Here is a 20,970-nt window from a genome sequence, read left to right as displayed (position 1 = left end):
TGCGGATTGCCGGCCCAAAAGCGGCCCCGGCCTGCTCATCAACTTCAGTGCGAATTATTGAAAAGGGCTCATTTGCCAGAGGCGCTGGCGCGTCTGCTGCGGCAAAAGGGCTATTCGCAGCGCTGAGGCTTTTACGTTGGGCCAGGAGCCTCACGCATGGATGCGTGAGGCAGTTCGGGGCCGGCCATGGATGGCCGATCCGCGAACGGTCCGTTGGCACAACGTGGAAGCCGAAGGTACCGCGTTAGCGGCGCGAGGACGGCCCGTGACGCAGCAGATGTGTCAGTGCCCGCACGAATAGCAATCCTGAAGAAAAATGCTTTCTTAACTAACAAGCATTTTGCTGTTCATGGCTTCTGGAGATCACTCTCTACGAGAACTGCAAATACGCCACGTGCGTCTGCAAGAACTCTTCCAAACCGTGACGGCCATCAGCACCGCCAATGCCCGATTTACGCCAGCCCGCATGGAAACCTTGCATCGCCTCGAAATTCTCGCGGTTGATGTAGGTTTCACCAAACTTCAACTTACGCAGGGCAACCATCGCGGTGTTGAGGTTCTGGGTGTAAATCGATGAGGTCAGACCATATTCACAGTCATTCGCCAGCGCTACGGCTTCATCAAGGGTTTTGAAAGTCATCACTGGCAGCACTGGACCAAAAATCTCCTGCTGCATAATCTCCATATCCTGACGCACGCCCGTGATGATGGTTGGCTCAAAATAGAAGCCTTTGCTGCCTGCACGCTTGCCGCCCAGCACTACTTTGCCGCCATCCGCGACCGCATTCGCCACTTTCTGCTCAACGCGTTCCAGCGCGGCCGCAGTGATTAGCGGCCCCATATCGATATCGTTTTGCTCGGCCGGATTACCAAATTTCACCTGCTGCATGGCTGCAGTCAGCGCGCTGATAAAGCGGTCGTAGATGCCTTCCTGCACGTAAACGCGTTCAGCACAGTTACACACCTGTCCGGTGTTGATCACGCGGGAGCTAACAATCGCTTTGACCGCCAGATCGAGATCGGCATCATCCATGACGATGGCCGGCGCTTTTCCGCCCAGCTCCAGCGAGACTTTGGTGACATTTTTCGCCGCAGCTTCCATGGTGGCGATACCGGCGTTGACGCTGCCGGTCAGACTGACCAGCCCGACTTTCGGGTTGCCTGCCAGCTCCTGACCAATCTCCGGGCCATAGCCGTAAACAAAGTTGATCACGCCTTTTGGCAGACCAATTTCATGGATGATTTGTGCAAAAATCGCCGCATTGTTAGGCGTCAGCTCACTAGGTTTAATAACAATGGTATTGCCGGTCACCAGCGCGGGCGCGGCTTTACGCGCAATCAGGAAGAAGGGGAAGTTCCACGGCAGAATGCCGGTGGTGACGCCAATTGCTTTCTTGAACACGAAGATGTTTTCGTTGGGACGATCGCTGTTAACGATCTCGCCATCATAACGGCGTGCCCATTCGGCCATGTACTCCAGATAATCAGCAGTAAATAGCACTTCAGTTTGCGCCAGACCTTGAGTTTTGCCGCCTTCGGCGACGATAGTGGCGGTCAGTTCCGGTTCACGCTGACGAATAGCAGCGGCAATTTTGCGCAGCCAGTTGCCGCGTTCAACGGCGGGGAGCGCTTCCCAATCCGGCTGCGCCACTTCAGCAGCGTCGATGGCCTGCGCGGCATCGTGTTTACTGCCTTCCGGCACGCGCGACAATAATGCCTCAGTTGCCGGGTTAATCACTTCTATCCACTTGTCGTTCTGATCGGCAACAAACGCGCCATTAATGTAATGTTGATGGTGTGTTGTCATGTGCAGGTTCTCCGCGATCGGTTTCGTTAAAGATTTGTGAAGTGCAGAGTGAAACAGATCAAGGTGTAGCACCTTTTTGCTATTGCCAATGCGACTTGAGGGATGGCAAAGAAGGGAAGAACAGCACGACAGACGCAGCATTCCTGGCGAAATGCCGCGCTTTCAGCGGCTTAGAGGTGATTCAACGTATGTTAAATAAATGTCAGGAACCCGGCATCGCCGCGCCGCTGGCAATAAACCACGCCAAAAAACTGACGCCAGCAATGATGATGGCAATAGGGAAAAGCAGTCCGATTTTCATAGTCATCCCGAGAGTTAAGCGATCTGCACGATCGCGCGATGGGTTTTCATCATACTGAACAGCTGGAATTGCGTGGCGTCGTCGACCTGACGCAGATGCTCACCTTTCTGATAATGAATCGCATGAACGTGACCCAGCTGTCGCCACACCACAATCACCGAAGCCAGCAGGGCGCAATTCTCTTCGCTCTGCACGCAATCTAGCGTGGCGTAATGTGCTTCATCTAATCCATTAATAAAGACGTTAAGCGCCTGCGCCGGCACGATGGCTCGTATGTCATCCAGCATCACGCGGCTCACCGATTGTGACAGCAAAAGCCGCAATCTTTTGGTATTCATCTCAATCCTTCGTCCTGATGATTTTCCCAACGTTATACGGATTAAACGCCTGCGGGGAAAGTCTGGTGCGCGGCTTTGTGTGACTGCCATGTTAACGGTTGCAGTGGCAGTGAATCAAAAACTGTGCTGATCGACACAGCAGAATAGAAAAATATGCTGAATAATAAGCCACTTATAAAAATCACCCCGTGACCTGCCTGCAAATGCGATTTTGTGATCCTTATGTTGACGACCCACCGAATTTTGCCAGCAACCTCCGCTTTCCGGCAGCCATCCAAAGGCTGACGAAAAGCTGCCCACCGTAGACTGCCGGTAATCGGGAAACCGCCGGTTTCCTGTTGGCCTCAACCTTACGAAGGAATAACAATGAACAGTGCCATCATTGCAGGTATTTTCTGGCATCTGGTGGGTGCCGCCAGTGCCGCCTGTTTTTATGCTCCATTTAAGCAGGTGAAAAAGTGGTCCTGGGAAACGATGTGGTCGGTAGGCGGCGTTATGTCGTGGCTGATTCTTCCCTGGGCAGTCAGTGCGGTATTACTGCCGAACTTCTGGGCGTATTACGGCAGCTTCAGTTTCTCTCAACTGATGCCGGTATTTCTGTTTGGTGCCATGTGGGGCATCGGTAACATCAACTATGGTTTGACCATGCGCTACCTCGGGATGTCGATGGGCATTGGTATTGCCATCGGTATCACGTTAGTGGTGGGAACCCTGATGACGCCGCTGCTGCAGGGCCGCTTTGTCGAGCTGTTCAGCTCACCAGGTGGACGAATGACACTGCTCGGCGTGTTTGTTGCGTTGATCGGCGTAGGGATTGTATCGCGTGCCGGTCTGTTAAAAGAGCGGGCGCTGGGCATCAACGCCGAAGAATTCAATCTGAAAAAAGGGCTGATTCTGGCCGTGATGTGCGGCATCTTCTCGGCCGGCATGTCGTTTGCGATGGATGCCGCCAAGCCGATGCATGAAGCCGCAGCCAATCTGGGTATCAATCCACTCTATGTTGCGTTGCCAAGCTATGTGGTGATTATGGGCGGTGGTGCGTTAATCAATCTGGCTTACTGCTTTATCCGTCTGGCGGTAAAAACCGATATTTCTGTACGCCGTGATTTCTCCGTCGCTAAACCAATGCTGCTGGCCAATATCGCGTTTGCTGTGCTGGGCGGCACCATGTGGTATCTGCAGTTCTTCTTCTACGCCTGGGGACACGCCAAAATCCCAGCACAGTATGACTTCATCAGTTGGATGCTGCATATGAGCCTCTACGTGCTGTGTGGTGGTTTGGTTGGTCTCGTACTGAAAGAGTGGAAATCAGCGGGTCAACGTCCGGTTCGCGTACTGTCACTGGGTTGTGTGGTGATTATCATTGCTGCCAACATTGTTGGATTAGGCATGGCAGCCTGATGTAAAGCCTGACGCCGCTACTGCGCGTCAGGCTTTCACTTTCTCAATTGAGAGTTCGCGATGCGGCAGGAAACGCTGCCGCCACGCGCTCGGCGTTAAACCAGTTTCTCGCGTAAACACCACTGAAAAGTAGTTACTGTCATCGAAGCCGCAACGCGCGGCCACTTCACTGATTAAGCAATCCTGCGTCCGCAGCAGATATTTCGCCTGGCACAGCTGGAGCTGCCGCAGATAGTGTCCCACGGTCATACCGGTTTGCTGGCGAAAAAGCTGCTTCAACGCGCGCTCGCTTAACTGATTCTGCTGGCAGAACACCGCCAAATCGAATGGACGGCTGATGGCACCTTGCAGCGCCGACATCAGCAGATCCAGCTGCTCACCCTCAGGTAATGCCCAGGGCCGATCGGCAGCATAACCATGACGGCGCAAAATCAGCGCGAGTTGCAAAAACAGCGCTTCAGAGAGTTGAATTGATAGCGAATCACTTTTGCGGCTTTCGCGCTCCAGCTGGCTAATCACGCCGCGCGCTAACGCCATCCCGCGGGTGGTCAAACGCCAGCAGCCCGGCGAATCCTCTTCTTGCGGCGGCAGCAACTGGCTCCAGTCAAGGCCAAGTCGAAAGCGATCGCGGCAGTAAAGAATGTTATCCAGCGCCAGATCGTTGACGCTGTCATAACTGTGGCAGTCGTTATCGTGAATGTAAAAAACGTCGCCGCAGGTTATCAACCATGGACGATCGTTCAACACATGCAGGCCGTTACCGCGCCAGACGATAACGATTTCACTGAATTCATGACGGTGCGGAGGGAAGGAGGGCTGCGGCATGCGCTCGGCCACCGCAATCGGCAGATTGGTGGCCGGAAAATAGTCTTCGCGCGTTAAGATCAGCGACATGAGGAAACGCTCCAGTTATAGCATCTGCTGGCGCTCCGCTCTGGGCGCACAGCCAAATTCCCGCCGGAACAGCGTGGAGAAGTGGTTGCTGTCACCAAATCCACACTGGTAGGCGATGTCTGTAATGCGCATATCGCTATGACGCAGTAAATGCCGCGCCTGTAACAGGCGAAGCCGATTAAGGTAACGCTGCGGTGTATTACCGGTTTGCTGCTTCATCTGGCGGTGCAGAGTGCGCAGCGACAATGAAAAACGATCGGCTAATGCATCCCACACAATCTCTTCACTGTAGTGCTCATTGAGCCAGTCGAGCAACCGATGTAAGCGTGCTTCCTGATCCTGTGATTGATCGTTGTGAGCCGCTTCGCGCAACAACACCAGCAGTTGCAGAAAAAGTTGCTCCTGACGTGCGTGACGTTCCAGCGACCACACATCTTGCTGCTTCATCTGCGTAACGATTTGCAGCGCCTGCGCCATCACCTTGTGATTGATGCGCCAGTGCGACGCGTAGTGATCCTCTTCTTCGCGCGGCAGGAGCTCCTGCAAACCCGAGAGAAAACGGAATGACGCCGGACTGCGATACAACACGTTGGTCAGACACAAATTTTCCGTTTGCTCATAAAGATGACGATCGTGATCGCGCACAAAGCACACGCATCCTGCGGATAAAGCTTGTGGCTGACCGTTAAACACATGAATGCCAGAACCTTGTTCCACCAACACAATTTCATGGAAATCATGATGGTGTTCCGGAAATGCCTGCTGCGGCACGCGCGGCTCGATGGCGATGGCGTAATTCCCTTCAGGGAAGAAATCTGCGCTATGTAGAACGGTCATGATTCGCCTCTTAATTAACTCAACCGTTGCCGAGTCTACGCAGGCGCCTCGCACCTTACCTTGAATTTTCACCTTAGTGACGCAGGAAAATGGCTAATTTTTCAAGATCTCACCAGCGATTGACGGAAATGCGGCAAGGCTCACATCTCGCCACTTGTGTGGTTCTGTGAGCTTTCTCACGAACTTCTTTGTCAGCCTGCCAGTGACTATTACGCACTGGCAGTAAGGGGAAGGTGGCAAAAAGCAGAGATTTCTAATCTGTAGTCATCTCATTACAGGAAGAACACGCCATGAGTATGCGTAACATTGTTGCCATTGATTTAGGCGCATCCAGCGGGCGCGTGATGCTCGCACAATGGAGTTCAGCGAATCAGCAGATCAGCCTGCGCGAAGTGCGTCGCTTCACCAATCAGCGTGTGCGCCGTGCAGATTATGATTGTTGGGATTTGGATCGACTGGAGCAGGAGATTCGTTTAGGGCTGGCCCAGCTAGATGATGAAGGCATTGTGCCGGACAGCATCGGCATCGATACCTGGGGCGTTGATTTGGTGTTGCTGGATGCTAACGGCGAGCGCGTCGGCGAGGCGGTAAGCTATCGCGATAAGCGCACAGAAGGGCACATGGCGCAGGCCATTAACGATCTCGGCAAAGGTACAATCTATCAGCGCACCGGCATTCAGTTCTTGCCGTTCAATACGCTCTATCAACTGCACGCACTGCATCAACAGCAGCCAGATTGGCAGGAAAAAGTGCAGCATGCGCTGATGATTCCTGACTATCTGCACTATCGCCTTACCGGCCAGATGAACTGGGAATACACCAACGCTACCACCACACAACTGCTCAATATTCACAGCGGTGAATGGGACAGCGATTTGCTTGCGTGGGCTGGCGTGCCGGCCAAGTGGTTCGGGAAACCAACATCGCCGGGCAACACTGTCGGCTACTGGACCAGCGCCAGCGGCAACCGTATTCCGGTGATCGCGGTTGCGACACACGATACAGCGAGCGCGGTTTTGGCCACGCCGTTAATGCAGGATGATGCCGCTTATCTCAGCTCGGGAACCTGGTCACTGATGGGGATTGAGAGCTTGCAGCCTTGTGTCAGCACGGCGGCGCTCAATGCCAACATAACCAATGAAGGTGGAGCAGAAGGCTACCGCGTTCTGAAGAACATTATGGGTTTGTGGCTGCTGCAACGTGTCTGCACTGAGCTGCAAATTACCGATCTCTGTTCGCTGATCAAAGAAGCCGAAAAAGAACCCGCCTGTCGTGCGCTTGTTAACCCCAATCACAGCCGTTTTATCAACCCAGACAGCATGGTCCAGGAGATTCAAAACGCCTGCGCCGAACAGAACATGCCCGTTCCGCAGACGCCTGCAGCGCTGGCTCGCACCATCTTTGACAGTCTGGCCTTGCTCTATCGCCAGGTGATTGGCGAACTCGGCACACTGCGCGCTGCACCGCTGCGTCAACTGCATGTGGTGGGCGGTGGCAGTCAGAACCCGCTGTTAAATCAATTGTGTGCCGATGCCTGCCAGCTGCCGGTATTGGCGGGGCCGATTGAAGCCTCGACGCTCGGTAACGTCGGCTGTCAGCTCATTGCTTTGGGCGAACTGCGTGACGTCAGCGATTTACGCCGCTGCATTAGCCAAAACTTCCCGTTAGAAAAATTTGAACCGTTGAACAACAGCGCCTTCGCTGCCCATCAGGCACGCTTTGCCGCGCTCAGCCAACCTGCTAAGGAACTTGCATATGACTAAGCTGATTGAACAGGCCTTCGAACTGGCCAAACAACGCTACGCCGCCATCGGTGTGGATGTGGAACAGGTAATGGCACAGCTGGATGGCATTCCGGTCTCGATGCACTGCTGGCAAGGTGATGACGTGCGCGGCTTCGAAAATCCCAACGGTGAACTGACCGGCGGCATTCAGGCCACCGGCAACTATCCGGGACGTGCACGTAATGCTGATGAGCTGCGATCTGATGTTGAAAAAGCGATGTCACTCATTCCAGGTGCAAAACGCCTCAACCTGCATGCGATTTATCTGGAGAGCGATAAGCCGGTCGATCGTGATGCGATTGAACCGAAACATTTCAGCAACTGGGTAGAATGGGCCAAAACGCACAAGCTGGGCCTCGATTTTAATCCAAGTTGCTTCTCCCATCCGCTGAGCGCCGATGGCTTTACCTTGTCACACGCCGACAAAGGGATTCGTCAGTTCTGGATCGACCACTGCAAGGCCAGCCGTCGTATCTCTGCACACTTTGGTGAGCAACTGGGTACCGCATCCGTAATGAATATCTGGGTGCCGGACGGAATGAAAGATCTCACCGTCGATCGTCTGGGACCGCGTCAACGCCTGGCGAGTGCGCTTGATGAAGTGATCAGTGAAAAACTCAATCCCGCGCACCACATCGATGCGGTAGAGAGCAAACTGTTTGGCATCGGCGCAGAAAGCTACACCGTGGGTTCCAATGAATTCTGCCTGGGTTATGCCAGCAGCCGCCAGACCGCGCTGACTCTGGACGCCGGCCACTTCCATCCAACCGAAGTTATTTCCGACAAGATCTCCACGGCCATGCTGTATGTGCCGCGCCTGCTGCTGCACGTTAGCCGTCCGGTACGCTGGGACAGCGATCACGTGGTGATTCTCGACGATGAAACCCAGGCCATCGCTACCGAGATTGCGCGCCACAAACTGTTCGACAAAGTGCATATCGGTCTCGACTTCTTTGATGCGTCTATCAACCGCATCGCGGCGTGGGTAATTGGGACACGCAATGCCAAAAAAGCGCTGCTGCGTGCGCTGCTGGAACCTACCGATCAGTTACGCAAGCTGGAGAGCGAAGGGGATTACACCGGTCGCCTGGCGATGCTGGAAGAACAAAAGTCGTTGCCGTGGCAAGCGGTGTGGGAAGCCTGGTGTCTGCGCCACGATGTCCCTGCTGATGCCAGCTGGCTGAGCGAAGTCCGTCATTATGAACAACAAACACTGCGTCAACGTTAAGGGACACACCATGCAAAATATTCTCTCTTCCGCTTTTGTTCAGGGAATGGTTAAAGCGACCAGCGACATGTGGTTGAAAGGCTGGGATGAGCGTAATGGCGGCAACGTCAGCTTACGTTTACTGCAGGAAGAAGTTAAAGATTTCGCCGGTGATTTCTACGCTGAGCCGCGCTGTATTGAGCTGACCAAACCTGCTCCAGCGCTGGCCAATGATTGGTTCCTGGTCACCGGATCGGGTAAGTTTTTCCGTAACGTTCAGATCGACCCGGCCGACTGTCTGGCGCTACTGCAGGTCGATGACAAAGGCTTGTCATACAAAATCCATTGGGGTTTGAGTAACGGCGGCCTGCCAACGTCAGAGCTGGCAGCACACTTTCAGTCGCACAGCGTGCGCAAGCAGGTCTCAAACGGCGTTGATCGCGTCATTATGCACTGCCACGCCACCAACTTTATGGCGCTGAGCTATGTGGTCGATCTGGATTCCGCACGCTTTACACGCCTGTTGTGGGAAGGCAGCACCGAATGTCTGGTGGTGTTCCCGGATGGCGTCGGCATTCTGCCGTGGATGGTGCCCGGCACCGACGGCATTGGTCAGGCAACTGCTGACGCGATGGCAAATCACAGTATTGTGATGTGGCCGTTCCATGGCATCTTTGGCGCGGGTCCAAACCTCGATGAGACTTTTGGCCTGATCGATACTGCGGAGAAATCCTCCGAAGTGGTAGTGAAAGCGCTGTCGATGGGCGGTATTCGTCAAAGCATCACCACTGAGCAGTTGATCGCGCTGGGTGAACGCTTCAACGTTAAGCCGTGGCAAGCCGCTCTGCAGGCGGAGCGCAGCGATGTTGCGTAAAGCCTTTGTGATGCAGGTGCATGCACACTGCCACGATGAGTATCTGCGTCGTCATACGCCAATTTGGCCGGAGCTGGCCGAGACGCTAAAAGCGCATGGCGCGCATAATTACGCTATCTGGCTGGATGCTGAACGCAATCTGCTGTTTGCCAGCGTGGAAATTGAGTCTGAAGCGCGCTGGGAAGCAGTGGCAAAAACGGAAGTGTGTCAGCGCTGGTGGGCATCAATGAAGGATTTAATGCCATCGAATCCGGATAACAGTCCGGTGAGTGCGGCGTTAAAACCAATGTTTTTCCTGCCTTAACGCGCGCTCGCCTCAGTATTCATATTGAGGCAATAATTTCAGGCCGACACGGAAGTCGGCCTGAAATTTATTTGGTGCTCAATTCACAATATCCCGCCAGAGCGGGCCAGATTGCCATCTGCGTATCCACGATCTGGTCAAGATCCTCACGATTAGCGCCTTCACGCGCACGCACCGACATTCCCTGCAGTAAACACGCCAGATAGTGGGCTAACGTTTCACTATTGGCACATTGCGGTAACTCGCCGCGCTGCTGCCGGGTATCAAGAAATGCTTTTAACGCTGATTCCTGCGCGTGATGCTGCTGCGCCAGCATTTGCGCCACTTCTTCTGAGCCGGAAGAGAGCGCGCTCGAGGTACAAATGAAGAAACAACCAGCAGGCTTATCACATTCGGTGAAGCATGCGGCGGTTGCGCGAAAATAGGCTTCAATGGCCGTTTTCACGTCTAATGCATCGTCATTTAGCACGGCGTTGCGTTGCGCGCTGAACGTTTCAATGTATCGCTGCATCGCTGCACGGAATAACCCTTCTTTATTTTCAAACTCAGCATAAAGAGTTGGGGCTTTAGCGCCGGTTGCGTTAACCAAATCGGACAGCGAAGTGCCTTCATAGCCATGCGCCCAGAACAACATCAATGCCTTGTCCAGGGCATCGTTGCGATCAAACACTTTCGGACGGCCGCGCGTTTTCCTGTTCACCACATCGATAACTTCTGTCATTGGGCACCTCAAAGCGTAGAAACACCCAATTAAATTACCGATCATTAAATAAATATGCAAGCGCAGCCCGGAATGAGCCTGTTGGTCTTTGCCCGTTTGTGCTTTTGGCTGGCGCAAGCACCCAGATGGATAAGTCAAAAAGGGCTGGGAAGCCCATAATCACGCCACTTCCGATTAAAATAATGACCGTTAATAAAATGATTGACGCGCGCACCCATTCGGCAGTAGCATTTAATTAACGGTTGTTAACTTAATCGCGACCGACCCCAATTCATCTGTTTAAGAGAGCAAAATTATGAAAAGCATCAAACTGACCCTGGCCGCTGTAGCATTGTCTTCAATCGCGTTTGGTAGCATGGCTGCAGACTTAGTAAACGAAGCGCCGCTGAATCAACAACAAATTGGTGTGGTTAGCGCATCAGGTAGCACCAACCTGACATCGCTGGAGAATCAGCTAGCGGAAAAGGCCAGTGCTGCCGGAGCAAAGTCATTCCGCATCACTTCGACCTCTGGCAACAACAAGCTAAATGGCACAGCAGTAATTTATAACTAAGAGAATTGAGCGGGGTTCAATTAAGCATTCCGTAGGAAGTGAATAAAAGGCTTCAGAAGATAACCCTTCTGAAGCCTTTTTTCTTATCCGTTGGAACGCAGCTGAGGATAGCGGCGGAAGATAGCGATACACCAAAACAGTGCGGCAAGGCCAATAATGCCGCCGACGTTACCGACATCCGACATTTGCATATGCAAACTGACCTGATTACCCAGCAGCGCACCCGCGCCGATACCGATGTTGTAGATACCAGAGAACAGCGACATCGCGACGTCGGTAGCATCCGGTGCCAGCGCCAAAACGCGCACCTGCATCGCCAGACCAATCATCATCATTGCCATGCCCCAAATGATGCACAGCACGGTGATTGCAGCGGGACGCACTGCGGCAAACACCAGTAAGCCCATGCTTAACGTGATCATCGCAATCGCGGCGATCAGCATCGCAGAAGGGAATTTATTGCCCAGCGTACTAAACAGCACGCTGCCAATAATGCCCGCCGATCCAAACAGCAGTAAAAGCAGGGTGGTGAAATTATCATCGGCATTGGCAACCACCTGCATAAACGGTTCGATGTAGCTGTAGGCGGTGTAATGCGCCGTCACCACCACGGTAACCAGAACGTACATTGCCACCAGCGCCGGACGGCGGAATAACATCGGTACGCTACTCAGTGAACCGGTGTGCTCGCTCGGCAGACGCGGCAGTATGCGCATCAGCAAAATCAGCAACACCAATGCAGACAAGCCGATCATGCCGAAGGTAGTGCGCCAGCCAAGATATTGACCGACGATACGCCCAATCGGCACGCCCAGCACCATCGCCAGCGCGGTACCGGTTGCCAGCATACTTAACGCCTGAGTTTTCTTACCCGCAGGTGCCACGCGAATGGCCAGCGAAGCGGTAATTGACCAGAACACGGCGTGCGCCAAGGCAATACCAATGCGCGAGATCACCAGCGAGGTGAAATCCCATGCCACAGACGAAAGCACATGGCTGGCAACAAACACGATGAACAACACGGCCAACAGCAGGCGACGCTCAATATTGCGCGTTAACAGCATCAGCGGCAGCGACAATAGCGCGACGACCCACGCATAGATGGTCAGCATAATGCCAACATCGGCAGTCTTCATGTCATAGCTGGCGGCGATATCCGACAGCAGACCGACAGGCACGAATTCTGTGGTGTTAAAGACAAAAGCAGCAATAGCCAGCAGTACAACGCGTAGCCAGGCCGTTTTACGGGAAACAGTAGTAGATTGCATGGAGTTCAAATCTGTCAGACGGCGAGTGAAAGGGCGAAAAGGCACCCCAGAAAGTGACCGGAGTCACAAATTGCCGCTATTGTGGAGCATTAATGAGCGAAGGGAAACCGTTTGTCGGGCTTTTATTACTGAATATTTTTTATCAAGAGTGGCGTTGTTAATAGCCTGAGGTTATTACGCTTTCTGACATTAACGTGAGAGTGAGCAGCAGTAACGATAGCGGGAAAGGGGCGACTGGACCTGACGCCACTTTGAGCACCTTAAGGTCCAGTTATTATTACATTTAAATTTATAGTTATTATGAAACGCCTCAGTACTGCTTAACAAAAGAGTTAGGTCAACTGACCACTCTCACATCATGATTATCAGAGTCGCACCATGTGTTTTAGTGCCACGCTATTTTGAGTTGTCATGTTTTTTTTTAACCCAACCGGACAGCAGTGTTCGCAGCCCAGCGCGCTGGCATAAAATTTACGCGCTTGCTGGATGGCGGCATTTGGCGTGTAGAAAGTCCCAAGAAAACGGCGTGCCTCATCGGCGGGTAAGAACGGGCATCCCGTTGCATGTACTACATGGTTGTCGTTATAGCCGGCATGCTTATCGACGTAATAATAGAGTTCCATCTAACGTCCTCATTGCTGTGAAATAATAAAAGTCTAACTATTGTTGGAATGGAATGAATTATAGCGACGAATGGCCGTTTTGTTTTATTTGGGACTGTGAGATCGCCGGATGGCGTGGACTTGAGGAGAGAACGGGGCGCATTAGCCCCGTTTAACAGATGAAAGGTATTACAGTTTCCGGCACTGCAAACGCCAGCCGACCAGCAAAGCCATTAATAATAGCAGGCTAATGAATGCCGTTACGCCCATCCAGCCATAGTTGTGCCAGAACACGCCGCCCAAAGTACCCGCCACGCTGGATCCGACGTAATAGCTAAACAGATAGAGTGACGATGCCTGGCCTTTAGCACGGCGCGCACGCGGGCCAATCCAGCCGCTGGCAACAGAGTGTGCCGCAAAGAATCCTGCGGTGAACAGCATCATGCCGGGCAAAATCAGCCACAGTGAGTTAAACGCCGTTAGCAGCAATCCCGCCAGCATGATCGCAGTCGCGCCAATCATCACCGGACCGCGTCCAAAGCGGCTGGTCATTGCGCCGGCTTTCGGTGAACTCCACGAGCCGGTCAGATACACCACCGACAGCAATCCCACCACCGCCTGGCTCAGCGACCACGGCGCACTCAGCAAGCGATAGCCTATGTAGTTGAACAGCGTGACGAACGCGCCCATCAGCAGGAAGCCTTCAGCGAACAGCAGCGGCAGACCTTTGTCGCGCCAGTGCAGACGGAAGTTGATCAGCAAACTGCGCGGACGAAGCGAGGCCGGACGGAAATGACGGGAAGCAGGCAGGATTTTCCAGAACATCAGCGCGCCCGCCAACGCGAAGCAGCCAATAACGCCCACCGCAACGCGCCACGAGAAGAAATCGGTCAATACGCCCGTCAACAGACGTCCGCTCATACCGCCAATCGAGTTACCGCTGATATACAGCCCCATCGTAAAGGCGATAACGCGTGGATGAATCTCTTCACTCAGATAGGTCATGCCAACCGCCGCAACCCCGCTCAGTGACAAACCAATCAGCGCACGCATCAGCAAAATCCCTTGCCAGCTGCTCATGGTGGCGGAAATCAAGGTACAAATGGCGGCGAGCAATAGCGCGGTAACCATCACCGATTTACGCCCAATCGCATCTGACAGCGGCCCGGTAAACAGCAATCCCAATGCCATTAAGCCGGTCGATAGCGAGAGAGAAATACTGCTTTGCGCCGGGGAAACGCCAAATTGCTGCGATAGCACCGGCAGAATGGGCTGCACGCAATACAGCAGGGCGAATGTAGCAAGACCGGCGGAGAACAACGCCAGCGTCACGCGCATAAACTGCGGCGATCCGCGTTCAATCCATTCTGAAGGGGTTGCAGCTGGAGCAGGCTTTACGGACAACTCGTCTTCATCGAGTATCACCGCCTGAGAAGAGCGACTCACGGAACACCCTCGTTTGAACAATCATGCCGTTACTGTAGGAAAGGGCGAATAGGTTGTACAATATATTAATAATCTCAAATGAGACGTTTAAAATATGAATGTTGAGCTGCGTCATTTACGTTATTTCATTGCCGTCGCGGAAGAGCTGCATTTTGGCCGCGCTGCGCAGCGCCTGAATATTTCGCAACCGCCGCTAAGCCAGCAGATTCAGCAGCTGGAGCAGGAAATTGGCGCGCAGCTGTTTACCCGCACCAATCGCAGCGTACAGATCACGCCCGCCGGCGCGCTGTTTTTGCAGGATGCACGCGCCATTTTGTTACAGGTCGAGCAGGCCGCCCGCCGCGCCGCACGCGTGCATAGCGGGCAGGAAGGCGAATTGCGCATCGGCTTTACCTCCTCAGCGCCGTTTACCGGTCTGGTTTCTGACGCGCTGTACCAATTCCGCCAGCGTTGGCCGGAAGTGCACATTCAGATGCAGGAGAACAACACGCGGCAGCAACTTGCGCCACTTCATGACGATCGACTCGATCTCGGAGTGATGCGCAATACGCCGCTGCCCAGCGATCTACAGCACCGCGTGCTACTGCGGGAGCCGCTGTGCGCGGTAGTGCATTGGGCGCATCCGCTAGCCGATGCAGAGTCAATTTCCATTCAGGCGTTAGCCAACGAGCCGTTTGTATTTTTCGATCCGCAAGGCGGCACCGCGTTGTACGGTGAAATCCTGGCGCTGCTGCATCGCTATCAAATCAAACCTTTCATTACGCAGGAAGTGGGCGAGGCGATGACCATCCTTGGTCTGGTGGCGACCGGACTCGGCGTTTCCATTTTGCCGGCGTCGTTCCGCCGTGCGCGTCTGGCTGATGTGGTGTGGATCCCGTTGCAGGAGAGCGACGCGATTTCTGAAGTTTGGCTGGTCTGGTCGGCAACGCGAGAACCGACGGCGCAAATGACCAATATGATGTCGCTGATGCTACAAAATGCGGAGAATTGAACCAGTGGGTGAAGGTGGGCACAAACTTTATGTGCGATAAATCACATTTCTAATCAAATATTTGACGCTGCTGGGCAATCTGCATCACCATAGCTGCTGTTTATTTAGAAGCGCGAAAATAATGGGAGCAGGGCGTGAATCTGTACAGTCAACCTGGTCATATTGATCAGATAAAACAGACCAACGCAGGTGTGGTTTACCGACTGATTGACCTTTACGGCCCGATTTCGCGTATTGAGCTTTCTAAACGTGCCCAGTTAGCACCCGCCAGCATTACCAAAATCGTGCGTGAAATGCTTGATGCCCATCTGGTTCAGGAAACCGAATTTCAGGAGCCGGGCAGTCGCGGTCGTCCCGCAATTGGTTTGATCCTCGATACGCTCGCCTGGCACTATCTTGCCGTTCGCATTCAGCCCGGATTCATTACGCTGACGCTGCGCGATCTCAGCAGCCGCGCGCTGCAGGAAGATCGCCTGCCGCTGCACGCCAGCGCCGACAAACCGCTGCTGCAAACCTTGCACGAGACAGTGAATGACTTCTTTATTCGCCATCAAAGCAAGCTGGAGCGTTTAACCGCCATCGCCATTACCTTGCCAGGATTGATCAACGCCGCTTCTGGCGTGGTCCATCGTATGCCGGGTTATGACGTGCAGGATATGCCGCTGGGAGAAACGCTGGCGCAGCGCACCGGTTTGCCGGTGTTCGTGCAGCATGATATTTCCGCCTGGACCTTAGCCGAAGCGCTGTTTGGCGCATCCAGTGGCGCGCAACATGTAATTCAGATCGTGATTGATGAAACCGTCGGCGCGGGCGTGATCAGCGGCGGGCAACTGCTGCATAAAAATGGTCGTACGCTAGTGGAAATTGGTCATACGCAAATCGATCCTTACGGCCAGCAGTGTTATTGCGGCAATAACGGCTGTCTGGAAACCGTCGCCAGCATCGGAAGCTTGCTTAATCTCACCGCCCAGCGTTTGCCGTCGCAGCCGGACAGTGTATTGCATCAGGCACCGCTGACGATTGAGAGCTTATGCGCAGCCGCGCAGCAGGGCGATCGCCTGGCGCGTGATGTGATTGCGGGCGTCGGACATCATATTGGCCGCATGCTGGCGATGATGGTCAACATCTTTAATCCTCAACAAATCCTTATCGGTTCGCCGCTTAATCAGGCCGCCGATGTGCTGTTCCCTGCGGTGAGCAGTACCATTCGACAACAAGCCTTGCCCGCATACAGCAGTGAAATCCAGCTCACACCAACGGCTTTCAGCGATCCCGGCACCTTTGGCGGCGCCGCACTGATAAAAGACGCGCTCTATAGCGGCCATTTATTGGTAAAACTGTTGCAGGGATAATTACAGCTCACCTTAAGTTTGTCCTAACGCAATCTGCCCGCGAAAACATTTCCTTAAACTGCCTCCTTCGCACGTTACACATCGCTTTAATGAAGGAGGATAATGGTGAAAACGCTTTTTGTCACCGGTACCGACACCGCGGTGGGTAAAACCGTGGTATCACGCGCGTTATTACAGTGCTTTGCCAAGGCGAATCTGTGCGCCGCAGGTTTTAAGCCTGTCGCCAAAAGCGCGCAACTCACATCTGAAGGCTTACGTAATAAAGATGCCATGCTGTTACAGCAGGCTTCGGGTCTCGCTCTCACTTATTCCGCCGTCAATCCTATCGCCTTAGAAGAGGATGAAATCAGCACCAGCGCGTCGCAGCGTATTGATTATCCGTTGCTCAGTCGCAGTCTAAACGATTTGCAGCAGCGCGCCGCACGCGTGGTGGTGGAAGGTACCGGCGGCTGGCGCAGTTTAATGAACGACTTACAGCCTTTGTCCCACTGGGTACGGCAGGAGCATTTGCCGGTTGTGTTGGTTGTCGGCATTAAGGAAGGTTGCATCAGCCACGCTTTACTGACCGCCGAGGCAATTGCACAGGATGGATTGCAACTCGTGGGTTGGGTAGCAAACCGTATTAACCCCGGCCTGGCGCATTATGCTGAAATTATTGATGTTTTAAGTAACAAGTTAGCTGCACCTTTATTAGGCGAGTTGCCTTATCTGCCGCGCGCAGAACAGCGGGAACTGAGCGGTTATCTGGATATTTCGCTGCTCGATGACAATTCAACGCACGACAACAGTGCAAAGCCTGCGGCCTGATGAAACAAAGCGCCGCAAATGATCAATGGCTGAATCTAAGATTTCAGATCCAGCCATCCTCTTTAATGAGTTAATTCCCTAAATATTCAATATCTTAATTCAAATTTTCTTAAAACCCCTTGTTCTGGCGTGATTCATGCATCAGCGATTCTGATGAATATCTTGCCGGAGCACCTGTATGTCGCAATCAGATGAGAAAGGTTTGTTGTATGGGCTGAATGACCGTATCGGTCCATTGCCTGCATTTTGTGCCGCATTGCAACATGTGCTGGCCAGCGTGGTGGGCATCATTACGCCGCCGCTGATTATTGGTTCCGTATTGGGATTACAGGTGTGGATCCCTTATCTGATCAGCATGTCGCTGTTAGTTTCCGGTCTCGGTACTTTCCTGCAGGCGCGCCGCTTTATGGGCATTGGCGCAGGCATGATCTGCCTGCAGGGCACCAGCTTTGCCTTTCTCGGTGTGATTCTGTCGGGCGGATTGATGGTCAAAGCGCGCGGCGGTTCGCCTGAAGAGATCATGGCGATGATCTTTGGCTGCAACCTGGTGGCGGCGATGATTCCGATGTTGATCAGCCGCTGCATCGCGCCATTGCGCAAAGTGTTGACGCCGGTTGTTACCGGCACCGTTATTACCTTGATTGGTATCAGCCTGATCAAAGTCAGCATCACCGATTGGGCTGGCGGACATAACGCCAGCGATTTTGGCGCACCCGGCAATCTGGCGCTCGGTGCCTTGACGCTGCTGGTGATTATCGTACTTAACCGTTCGCAAAATCGCTGGACGCGGCTGGTTGCCGTGGTGGCAGGCATTGCCGCGGGCTGTATCGCTGCGGCGTTAACCGGCCATCTCACTATCAAGCCGATGGCCGATACGCCGTGGCTGGTACTGCCGACGCTGTTCCGTTTTGGTTTTGCTTTTGACTGGACCATCTTCATTCCCATCGCGCTGGTATCGGTGATTGCCGTGATTGAAGCGGTGGGCGACCTTACGGCGAACTGCATGTTGTCGCAGCAGCCGATTGAAGGCGAAGCGTTTGAGCGCCGCATGCAGGGCGGTATTTTCGCCGATGGCATCAGCTGCTTGCTTGCCGCCGTGTTCTCTGCCTTTCCCAACACCACTTTTGCGCAAAATAATGGCGTCATCCAGATGACCGGCGTCGCCAGCCGTTACGTTGGCATGGTGATCGGCGTGATGCTGGTGCTGCTCGGTATGTTCCCGGCGATTGGCTACATGCTGCAGCAGATTCCACCGCCAGTGCTGGGCGGCGCGACCATCGTGATGTTTGGGAGCGTGGTGGCGGCCGGCATCCGCGTGATGACGCAAACGCCGCTAGGCCGTCGCGAGATGTTAATCGTTGCCGTGTCGTTTGGTATCGGCTTGGGTGTCGAAGCGGTGCCTGAAGTACTGAAACAGTTCCCGACGCTGATAAGCAACCTGTTTGGTCACGCGGTGACTACCGGCGGGATGCTGGCGATTATTTTGAATGTCGTTTTGCCTTCAGAGCGCAGCGAAGCAGTCGCGGCAAAAACGGCTGAGGAGTCGCACTAACGTGCAGGGTGCATACGCAAGAAGAGGCGGCAGATCGTAAAGACGCCATAAACCATCCCTGGGGCTTGGCCCGCGCCATCCATGGCGCGGGACACGTTACTCTTCTGCCGCCTCTTCCTGCGTTTCAAGCATTGTGCGGTTTACGGATTCAACCGACGGCGCGTACGTCCAGAACTGAGATAATCGGCAATGTAATCCTGCGATATCTCGCCGCTATAACGACCTTCCTCATCGACGATCGGCATCCACACTGTGTTGTGTTCATACAGCTTCGACAGCACCACGCGCAGGTTCTCTTCCGCTTTGCCCGTCACTTTAAAGGTATGCAGCATCTCTTCGCAGCGGCCAGTGGCGCCGCGCGCTTCACGACGCTTCACAAATCCCAGCGGCTTGCCATCTTCATCAACCACCGTCACCGAACGCATATCGTTATCGTCCATGGTGGCGAAAGCTTCCTGCAGTGGCGTATTACGCTGCACGGTGATGGTGGGCTGCTGATCGGTGACATCGCCCGCCTGCACCAGTAACAAACGTTTCAGCGTACGGTCCTGACCGACAAAGGAGCCAACAAAGTCATTCGCCGGTTTGGCTAACAATTCATCCGGGCTGGCGCACTGCACAATTTTGCCCTGACCAAACACCGCAATGCGGTCGCCGAGCTTCAGCGCTTCATCAATATCATGGCTAACCAGCATCACGGTCTTCTTCAACTGGCGCTGCATCTCAAGGAATTCGTTCTGAATCACTTCACGGTTGATCGGGTCGACCGCACCGAAAGGTTCATCCATCAGCAATACCGGTGGATCCGCGGCCAGCGCGCGAATCACGCCAATACGCTGCTGCTGACCGCCGGACATTTCACGCGGATAGCGATGCAGGAACTTGGTCGGATCGAGCGCCACCATGCTCATCAATTCCGTGGCGCGTTCGCGGCAGCGCTTCTTATCCCAGCCCAGCATGCGCGGCACCACGGTAATGTTCTCCTCGATGGTCATGTTCGGGAACAGACCAATCTGCTGGATGACATAGCCAATATTGCGGCGCAGGGTGACGGTATCTTGTCCGCTGGTGTCTTCACCGTTGATCAAAATCCTGCCGCTTGAGGACGGAATCAAACGGTTAATCATCTTCAGGGTGGTGGTTTTGCCACAACCCGATGGGCCGAGCAGCACGCACATTTCCCCGGCAGGCACTTCAAGGCTGACGTTATCCACGGCATTGAGTGACGTGCCGTTCTTTTGCGTAAAGGTTTTCGTCAGGTTTTCCAGTTTTATCATTATCGAATCCCCTTAGGAGTCAGCGCCGACTGCAAACGGTGCAGCAGCCAATCAAGCACAATCGCGAGCAAACAAATCATCAAAGCACCGGCAATCAGCATGCGCACATCACTGCCGCTGATACCGTCGAGCAGTTGCAGGCCCAAACCGCCCGCACCAATCACGGCGGCAATCGCCATCACGCCGACGTTCATCACCACCGCCGTACGAATACCACCAAAAATCACCGGCAGCGCCATCGGAATTTCTACCCAGCGCAGACGCTGCCAGAAGGTCATGCCAATCCCGCGCCCGGCTTCACGCAGTCCGGGAGACAAATTCTCCAGCGCGGTGTGGGTGTTACGCACAATTGGTAGCAGCGAGTAGAGAAACACGGCGGTAATGGCGGGAAGGGCGCCAATGCCCTGACCGATCACAGAAAACAGCGGAATCATCAAACCAAACAATGCGATGGTTGGAATGGTTAACACAATGGTGGCGATGCCGAGCACCGGCGTGGCCAGCCACTTAAAGCGCACAATCAAAATGCCCAGCGGCACGCCAACGATAATGGCGAAACCAACCGCGACCAGCACCAGCCACGTGTGTTGCCAGGTGAGCGTCATCAAGGTGTGCCAGTTATTCATGATGTAATGCAAGGTATCCACAGCGCCT

General features: G+C 53.9%; 21 protein-coding genes. 10 read left to right on the top strand and 11 right to left on the bottom strand.

Translation table 11 applies throughout. The features are described 5' to 3' along the window. Nucleotides 1–370: 370 nt before the first annotated feature. The 3 genes from aldA to HX773_RS03810 form a co-directional block, all read right to left on the bottom strand. Nucleotides 371–1,807: an aldehyde dehydrogenase gene (aldA, locus tag HX773_RS03820; protein WP_176970498.1), complete on the bottom strand. Its 1,437-nt coding sequence runs from the start codon at nt 1,805–1,807 to the stop codon at nt 371–373. A 202-nt stretch (nt 1,808–2,009) separates the two neighbouring features. Then, nucleotides 2,010–2,108, bottom strand: coding sequence for a YoaK family small membrane protein (locus HX773_RS03815; RefSeq protein WP_008108862.1), 99 nt, complete (start codon nt 2,106–2,108; stop codon nt 2,010–2,012). Between the two features lie 14 nt (nt 2,109–2,122). Continuing rightward, complete coding sequence (locus HX773_RS03810; protein WP_101764337.1) at nt 2,123–2,446, bottom strand: hypothetical protein; 324 nt, start codon at nt 2,444–2,446, stop codon at nt 2,123–2,125. A 366-nt stretch (nt 2,447–2,812) separates the two neighbouring features. Between HX773_RS03810 and rhaT the strand changes: the two genes are divergently transcribed. Further along, complete coding sequence (rhaT, locus tag HX773_RS03805) at nt 2,813–3,847, top strand: L-rhamnose/proton symporter RhaT (RefSeq protein ID WP_176970497.1); 1,035 nt, start codon at nt 2,813–2,815, stop codon at nt 3,845–3,847. Nucleotides 3,848–3,874: 27 nt separating this feature from the next. Here rhaT and rhaR read toward each other — a convergent pair whose 3' ends face one another. Next, nucleotides 3,875–4,741: an HTH-type transcriptional activator RhaR gene (gene rhaR, locus HX773_RS03800; RefSeq protein WP_176970496.1), complete on the bottom strand. Its 867-nt coding sequence runs from the start codon at nt 4,739–4,741 to the stop codon at nt 3,875–3,877. A gap of 15 nt (nt 4,742–4,756) precedes the next feature. After that, nucleotides 4,757–5,578: an HTH-type transcriptional activator RhaS gene (rhaS, locus tag HX773_RS03795; protein ID WP_176970495.1), complete on the bottom strand. Its 822-nt coding sequence runs from the start codon at nt 5,576–5,578 to the stop codon at nt 4,757–4,759. 290 nt (nt 5,579–5,868) lie between these two features. Here rhaS and rhaB point away from each other — a divergent pair, with 290 nt between their 5' ends. From rhaB to rhaM, 4 genes are read left to right on the top strand one after another with little or no spacing between them, the layout of a single operon-like run. Further along, a complete protein-coding gene (gene rhaB / locus HX773_RS03790; RefSeq protein ID WP_176970494.1) occupies nt 5,869–7,341 on the top strand; it encodes a rhamnulokinase in 1,473 nt (490 codons plus the stop codon). Then, on the top strand, nt 7,334–8,590 hold the full coding sequence (locus HX773_RS03785; protein WP_176970493.1) for an L-rhamnose isomerase: 1,257 nt from the start codon (nt 7,334–7,336) through the stop codon (nt 8,588–8,590). Before rhaB ends, HX773_RS03785 begins: the two co-directional genes overlap by 8 nt. A gap of 10 nt (nt 8,591–8,600) precedes the next feature. Beyond that, nucleotides 8,601–9,443 carry a rhamnulose-1-phosphate aldolase gene (rhaD, locus tag HX773_RS03780; RefSeq protein WP_176970492.1) on the top strand — a complete coding sequence of 281 codons (843 nt, stop codon included), beginning with the start codon at nt 8,601–8,603 and terminating at the stop codon, nt 9,441–9,443. Continuing rightward, a complete protein-coding gene (rhaM, locus tag HX773_RS03775; RefSeq protein WP_008108878.1) occupies nt 9,433–9,747 on the top strand; it encodes an L-rhamnose mutarotase in 315 nt (104 codons plus the stop codon). The genes rhaD and rhaM overlap by 11 nt, the downstream gene beginning before the upstream one ends. A gap of 67 nt (nt 9,748–9,814) precedes the next feature. Here the strand turns inward: rhaM and HX773_RS03770 are convergent, their stop codons facing one another. Further along, nucleotides 9,815–10,468: a TetR/AcrR family transcriptional regulator gene (locus tag HX773_RS03770; protein ID WP_176970491.1), complete on the bottom strand. Its 654-nt coding sequence runs from the start codon at nt 10,466–10,468 to the stop codon at nt 9,815–9,817. A gap of 295 nt (nt 10,469–10,763) precedes the next feature. Here HX773_RS03770 and HX773_RS03765 point away from each other — a divergent pair, with 295 nt between their 5' ends. After that, the gene (locus HX773_RS03765; RefSeq protein ID WP_101764345.1) at nt 10,764–11,021 is read left to right on the top strand and encodes a YdgH/BhsA/McbA-like domain containing protein; all 258 of its coding nucleotides are present in this window, start codon (nt 10,764–10,766) and stop codon (nt 11,019–11,021) included. Between the two features lie 83 nt (nt 11,022–11,104). On the opposite strand, the gene HX773_RS03760 is transcribed toward HX773_RS03765, so the two are convergent. The 3 genes from HX773_RS03760 to HX773_RS03750 all read right to left on the bottom strand — a co-directional run bounded on the left by HX773_RS03760 (nt 11,105) and on the right by HX773_RS03750 (nt 14,337). Then, nucleotides 11,105–12,289: a sugar transporter gene (locus HX773_RS03760; protein ID WP_176970490.1), complete on the bottom strand. Its 1,185-nt coding sequence runs from the start codon at nt 12,287–12,289 to the stop codon at nt 11,105–11,107. Between the two features lie 365 nt (nt 12,290–12,654). Further along, a complete protein-coding gene (locus HX773_RS03755; protein WP_176970489.1) occupies nt 12,655–12,912 on the bottom strand; it encodes a hypothetical protein in 258 nt (85 codons plus the stop codon). Nucleotides 12,913–13,080: 168 nt separating this feature from the next. After that, nucleotides 13,081–14,337 (bottom strand): MFS transporter, encoded by a 1,257-nt coding sequence (locus HX773_RS03750; RefSeq protein ID WP_176970488.1) that lies wholly within the window; start codon nt 14,335–14,337, stop codon nt 13,081–13,083. 94 nt (nt 14,338–14,431) lie between these two features. On the opposite strand from HX773_RS03750, the gene HX773_RS03745 reads away from it, so the two are divergent. From HX773_RS03745 to HX773_RS03730, 4 genes are all read left to right on the top strand, one after another. After that, complete coding sequence (locus HX773_RS03745; protein WP_176970487.1) at nt 14,432–15,328, top strand: LysR family transcriptional regulator; 897 nt, start codon at nt 14,432–14,434, stop codon at nt 15,326–15,328. Nucleotides 15,329–15,462: 134 nt separating this feature from the next. Further along, nucleotides 15,463–16,680, top strand: coding sequence for an ROK family protein (locus HX773_RS03740; protein ID WP_176970486.1), 1,218 nt, complete (start codon nt 15,463–15,465; stop codon nt 16,678–16,680). Nucleotides 16,681–16,782: 102 nt separating this feature from the next. Then, nucleotides 16,783–17,487, top strand: a complete 705-nt coding sequence (gene bioD / locus HX773_RS03735; protein WP_176970485.1) for a dethiobiotin synthase — start codon at nt 16,783–16,785, stop codon at nt 17,485–17,487. Nucleotides 17,488–17,665: 178 nt separating this feature from the next. Further along, entirely contained in the window at nt 17,666–19,039 is a 1,374-nt protein-coding gene (locus HX773_RS03730; protein ID WP_176970484.1) for a nucleobase:cation symporter-2 family protein, read from the top strand. Nucleotides 19,040–19,179: 140 nt separating this feature from the next. Here HX773_RS03730 and osmV read toward each other — a convergent pair whose 3' ends face one another. Beyond that, the gene (gene osmV, locus HX773_RS03725; RefSeq protein WP_101764353.1) at nt 19,180–20,316 is read right to left on the bottom strand and encodes an osmoprotectant ABC transporter ATP-binding protein OsmV; all 1,137 of its coding nucleotides are present in this window, start codon (nt 20,314–20,316) and stop codon (nt 19,180–19,182) included. After that, a complete protein-coding gene (gene osmW / locus HX773_RS03720; RefSeq protein ID WP_176970483.1) occupies nt 20,316–20,963 on the bottom strand; it encodes an osmoprotectant ABC transporter permease OsmW in 648 nt (215 codons plus the stop codon). Before osmW ends, osmV begins: the two co-directional genes overlap by 1 nt. Nucleotides 20,964–20,970: the final 7 nt, after the last annotated feature.

Source organism: Pantoea sp. B9002, assembly GCF_013385945.1.
Lineage (GTDB): Bacteria > Pseudomonadota > Gammaproteobacteria > Enterobacterales > Enterobacteriaceae > Pantoea.
This window is presented reverse-complemented; position numbering and strand designations above follow the sequence as displayed.

What these genes read in the sequence shown, in the direction of transcription:
- aldA (WP_176970498.1), bottom strand. Translation starts at nt 1,807, where the DNA reads ATGACAACACACCATCAACATTACATTAATGGCGCGTTTGTTGCCGAT.
- HX773_RS03815 (WP_008108862.1), bottom strand. Translation starts at nt 2,108, where the DNA reads ATGAAAATCGGACTGCTTTTCCCTATTGCCATCATCATTGCTGGCGTC.
- HX773_RS03810 (WP_101764337.1), bottom strand. Translation starts at nt 2,446, where the DNA reads ATGAATACCAAAAGATTGCGGCTTTTGCTGTCACAATCGGTGAGCCGC.
- rhaT (WP_176970497.1), top strand. Translation starts at nt 2,813, where the DNA reads ATGAACAGTGCCATCATTGCAGGTATTTTCTGGCATCTGGTGGGTGCC.
- rhaR (WP_176970496.1), bottom strand. Translation starts at nt 4,741, where the DNA reads ATGTCGCTGATCTTAACGCGCGAAGACTATTTTCCGGCCACCAATCTG.
- rhaS (WP_176970495.1), bottom strand. Translation starts at nt 5,578, where the DNA reads ATGACCGTTCTACATAGCGCAGATTTCTTCCCTGAAGGGAATTACGCC.
- rhaB (WP_176970494.1), top strand. Translation starts at nt 5,869, where the DNA reads ATGAGTATGCGTAACATTGTTGCCATTGATTTAGGCGCATCCAGCGGG.
- HX773_RS03785 (WP_176970493.1), top strand. Translation starts at nt 7,334, where the DNA reads ATGACTAAGCTGATTGAACAGGCCTTCGAACTGGCCAAACAACGCTAC.
- rhaD (WP_176970492.1), top strand. Translation starts at nt 8,601, where the DNA reads ATGCAAAATATTCTCTCTTCCGCTTTTGTTCAGGGAATGGTTAAAGCG.
- rhaM (WP_008108878.1), top strand. Translation starts at nt 9,433, where the DNA reads ATGTTGCGTAAAGCCTTTGTGATGCAGGTGCATGCACACTGCCACGAT.
- HX773_RS03770 (WP_176970491.1), bottom strand. Translation starts at nt 10,468, where the DNA reads ATGACAGAAGTTATCGATGTGGTGAACAGGAAAACGCGCGGCCGTCCG.
- HX773_RS03765 (WP_101764345.1), top strand. Translation starts at nt 10,764, where the DNA reads ATGAAAAGCATCAAACTGACCCTGGCCGCTGTAGCATTGTCTTCAATC.
- HX773_RS03760 (WP_176970490.1), bottom strand. Translation starts at nt 12,289, where the DNA reads ATGCAATCTACTACTGTTTCCCGTAAAACGGCCTGGCTACGCGTTGTA.
- HX773_RS03755 (WP_176970489.1), bottom strand. Translation starts at nt 12,912, where the DNA reads ATGGAACTCTATTATTACGTCGATAAGCATGCCGGCTATAACGACAAC.
- HX773_RS03745 (WP_176970487.1), top strand. Translation starts at nt 14,432, where the DNA reads ATGAATGTTGAGCTGCGTCATTTACGTTATTTCATTGCCGTCGCGGAA.
- bioD (WP_176970485.1), top strand. Translation starts at nt 16,783, where the DNA reads ATGGTGAAAACGCTTTTTGTCACCGGTACCGACACCGCGGTGGGTAAA.
- HX773_RS03730 (WP_176970484.1), top strand. Translation starts at nt 17,666, where the DNA reads ATGTCGCAATCAGATGAGAAAGGTTTGTTGTATGGGCTGAATGACCGT.
- osmV (WP_101764353.1), bottom strand. Translation starts at nt 20,316, where the DNA reads ATGATAAAACTGGAAAACCTGACGAAAACCTTTACGCAAAAGAACGGC.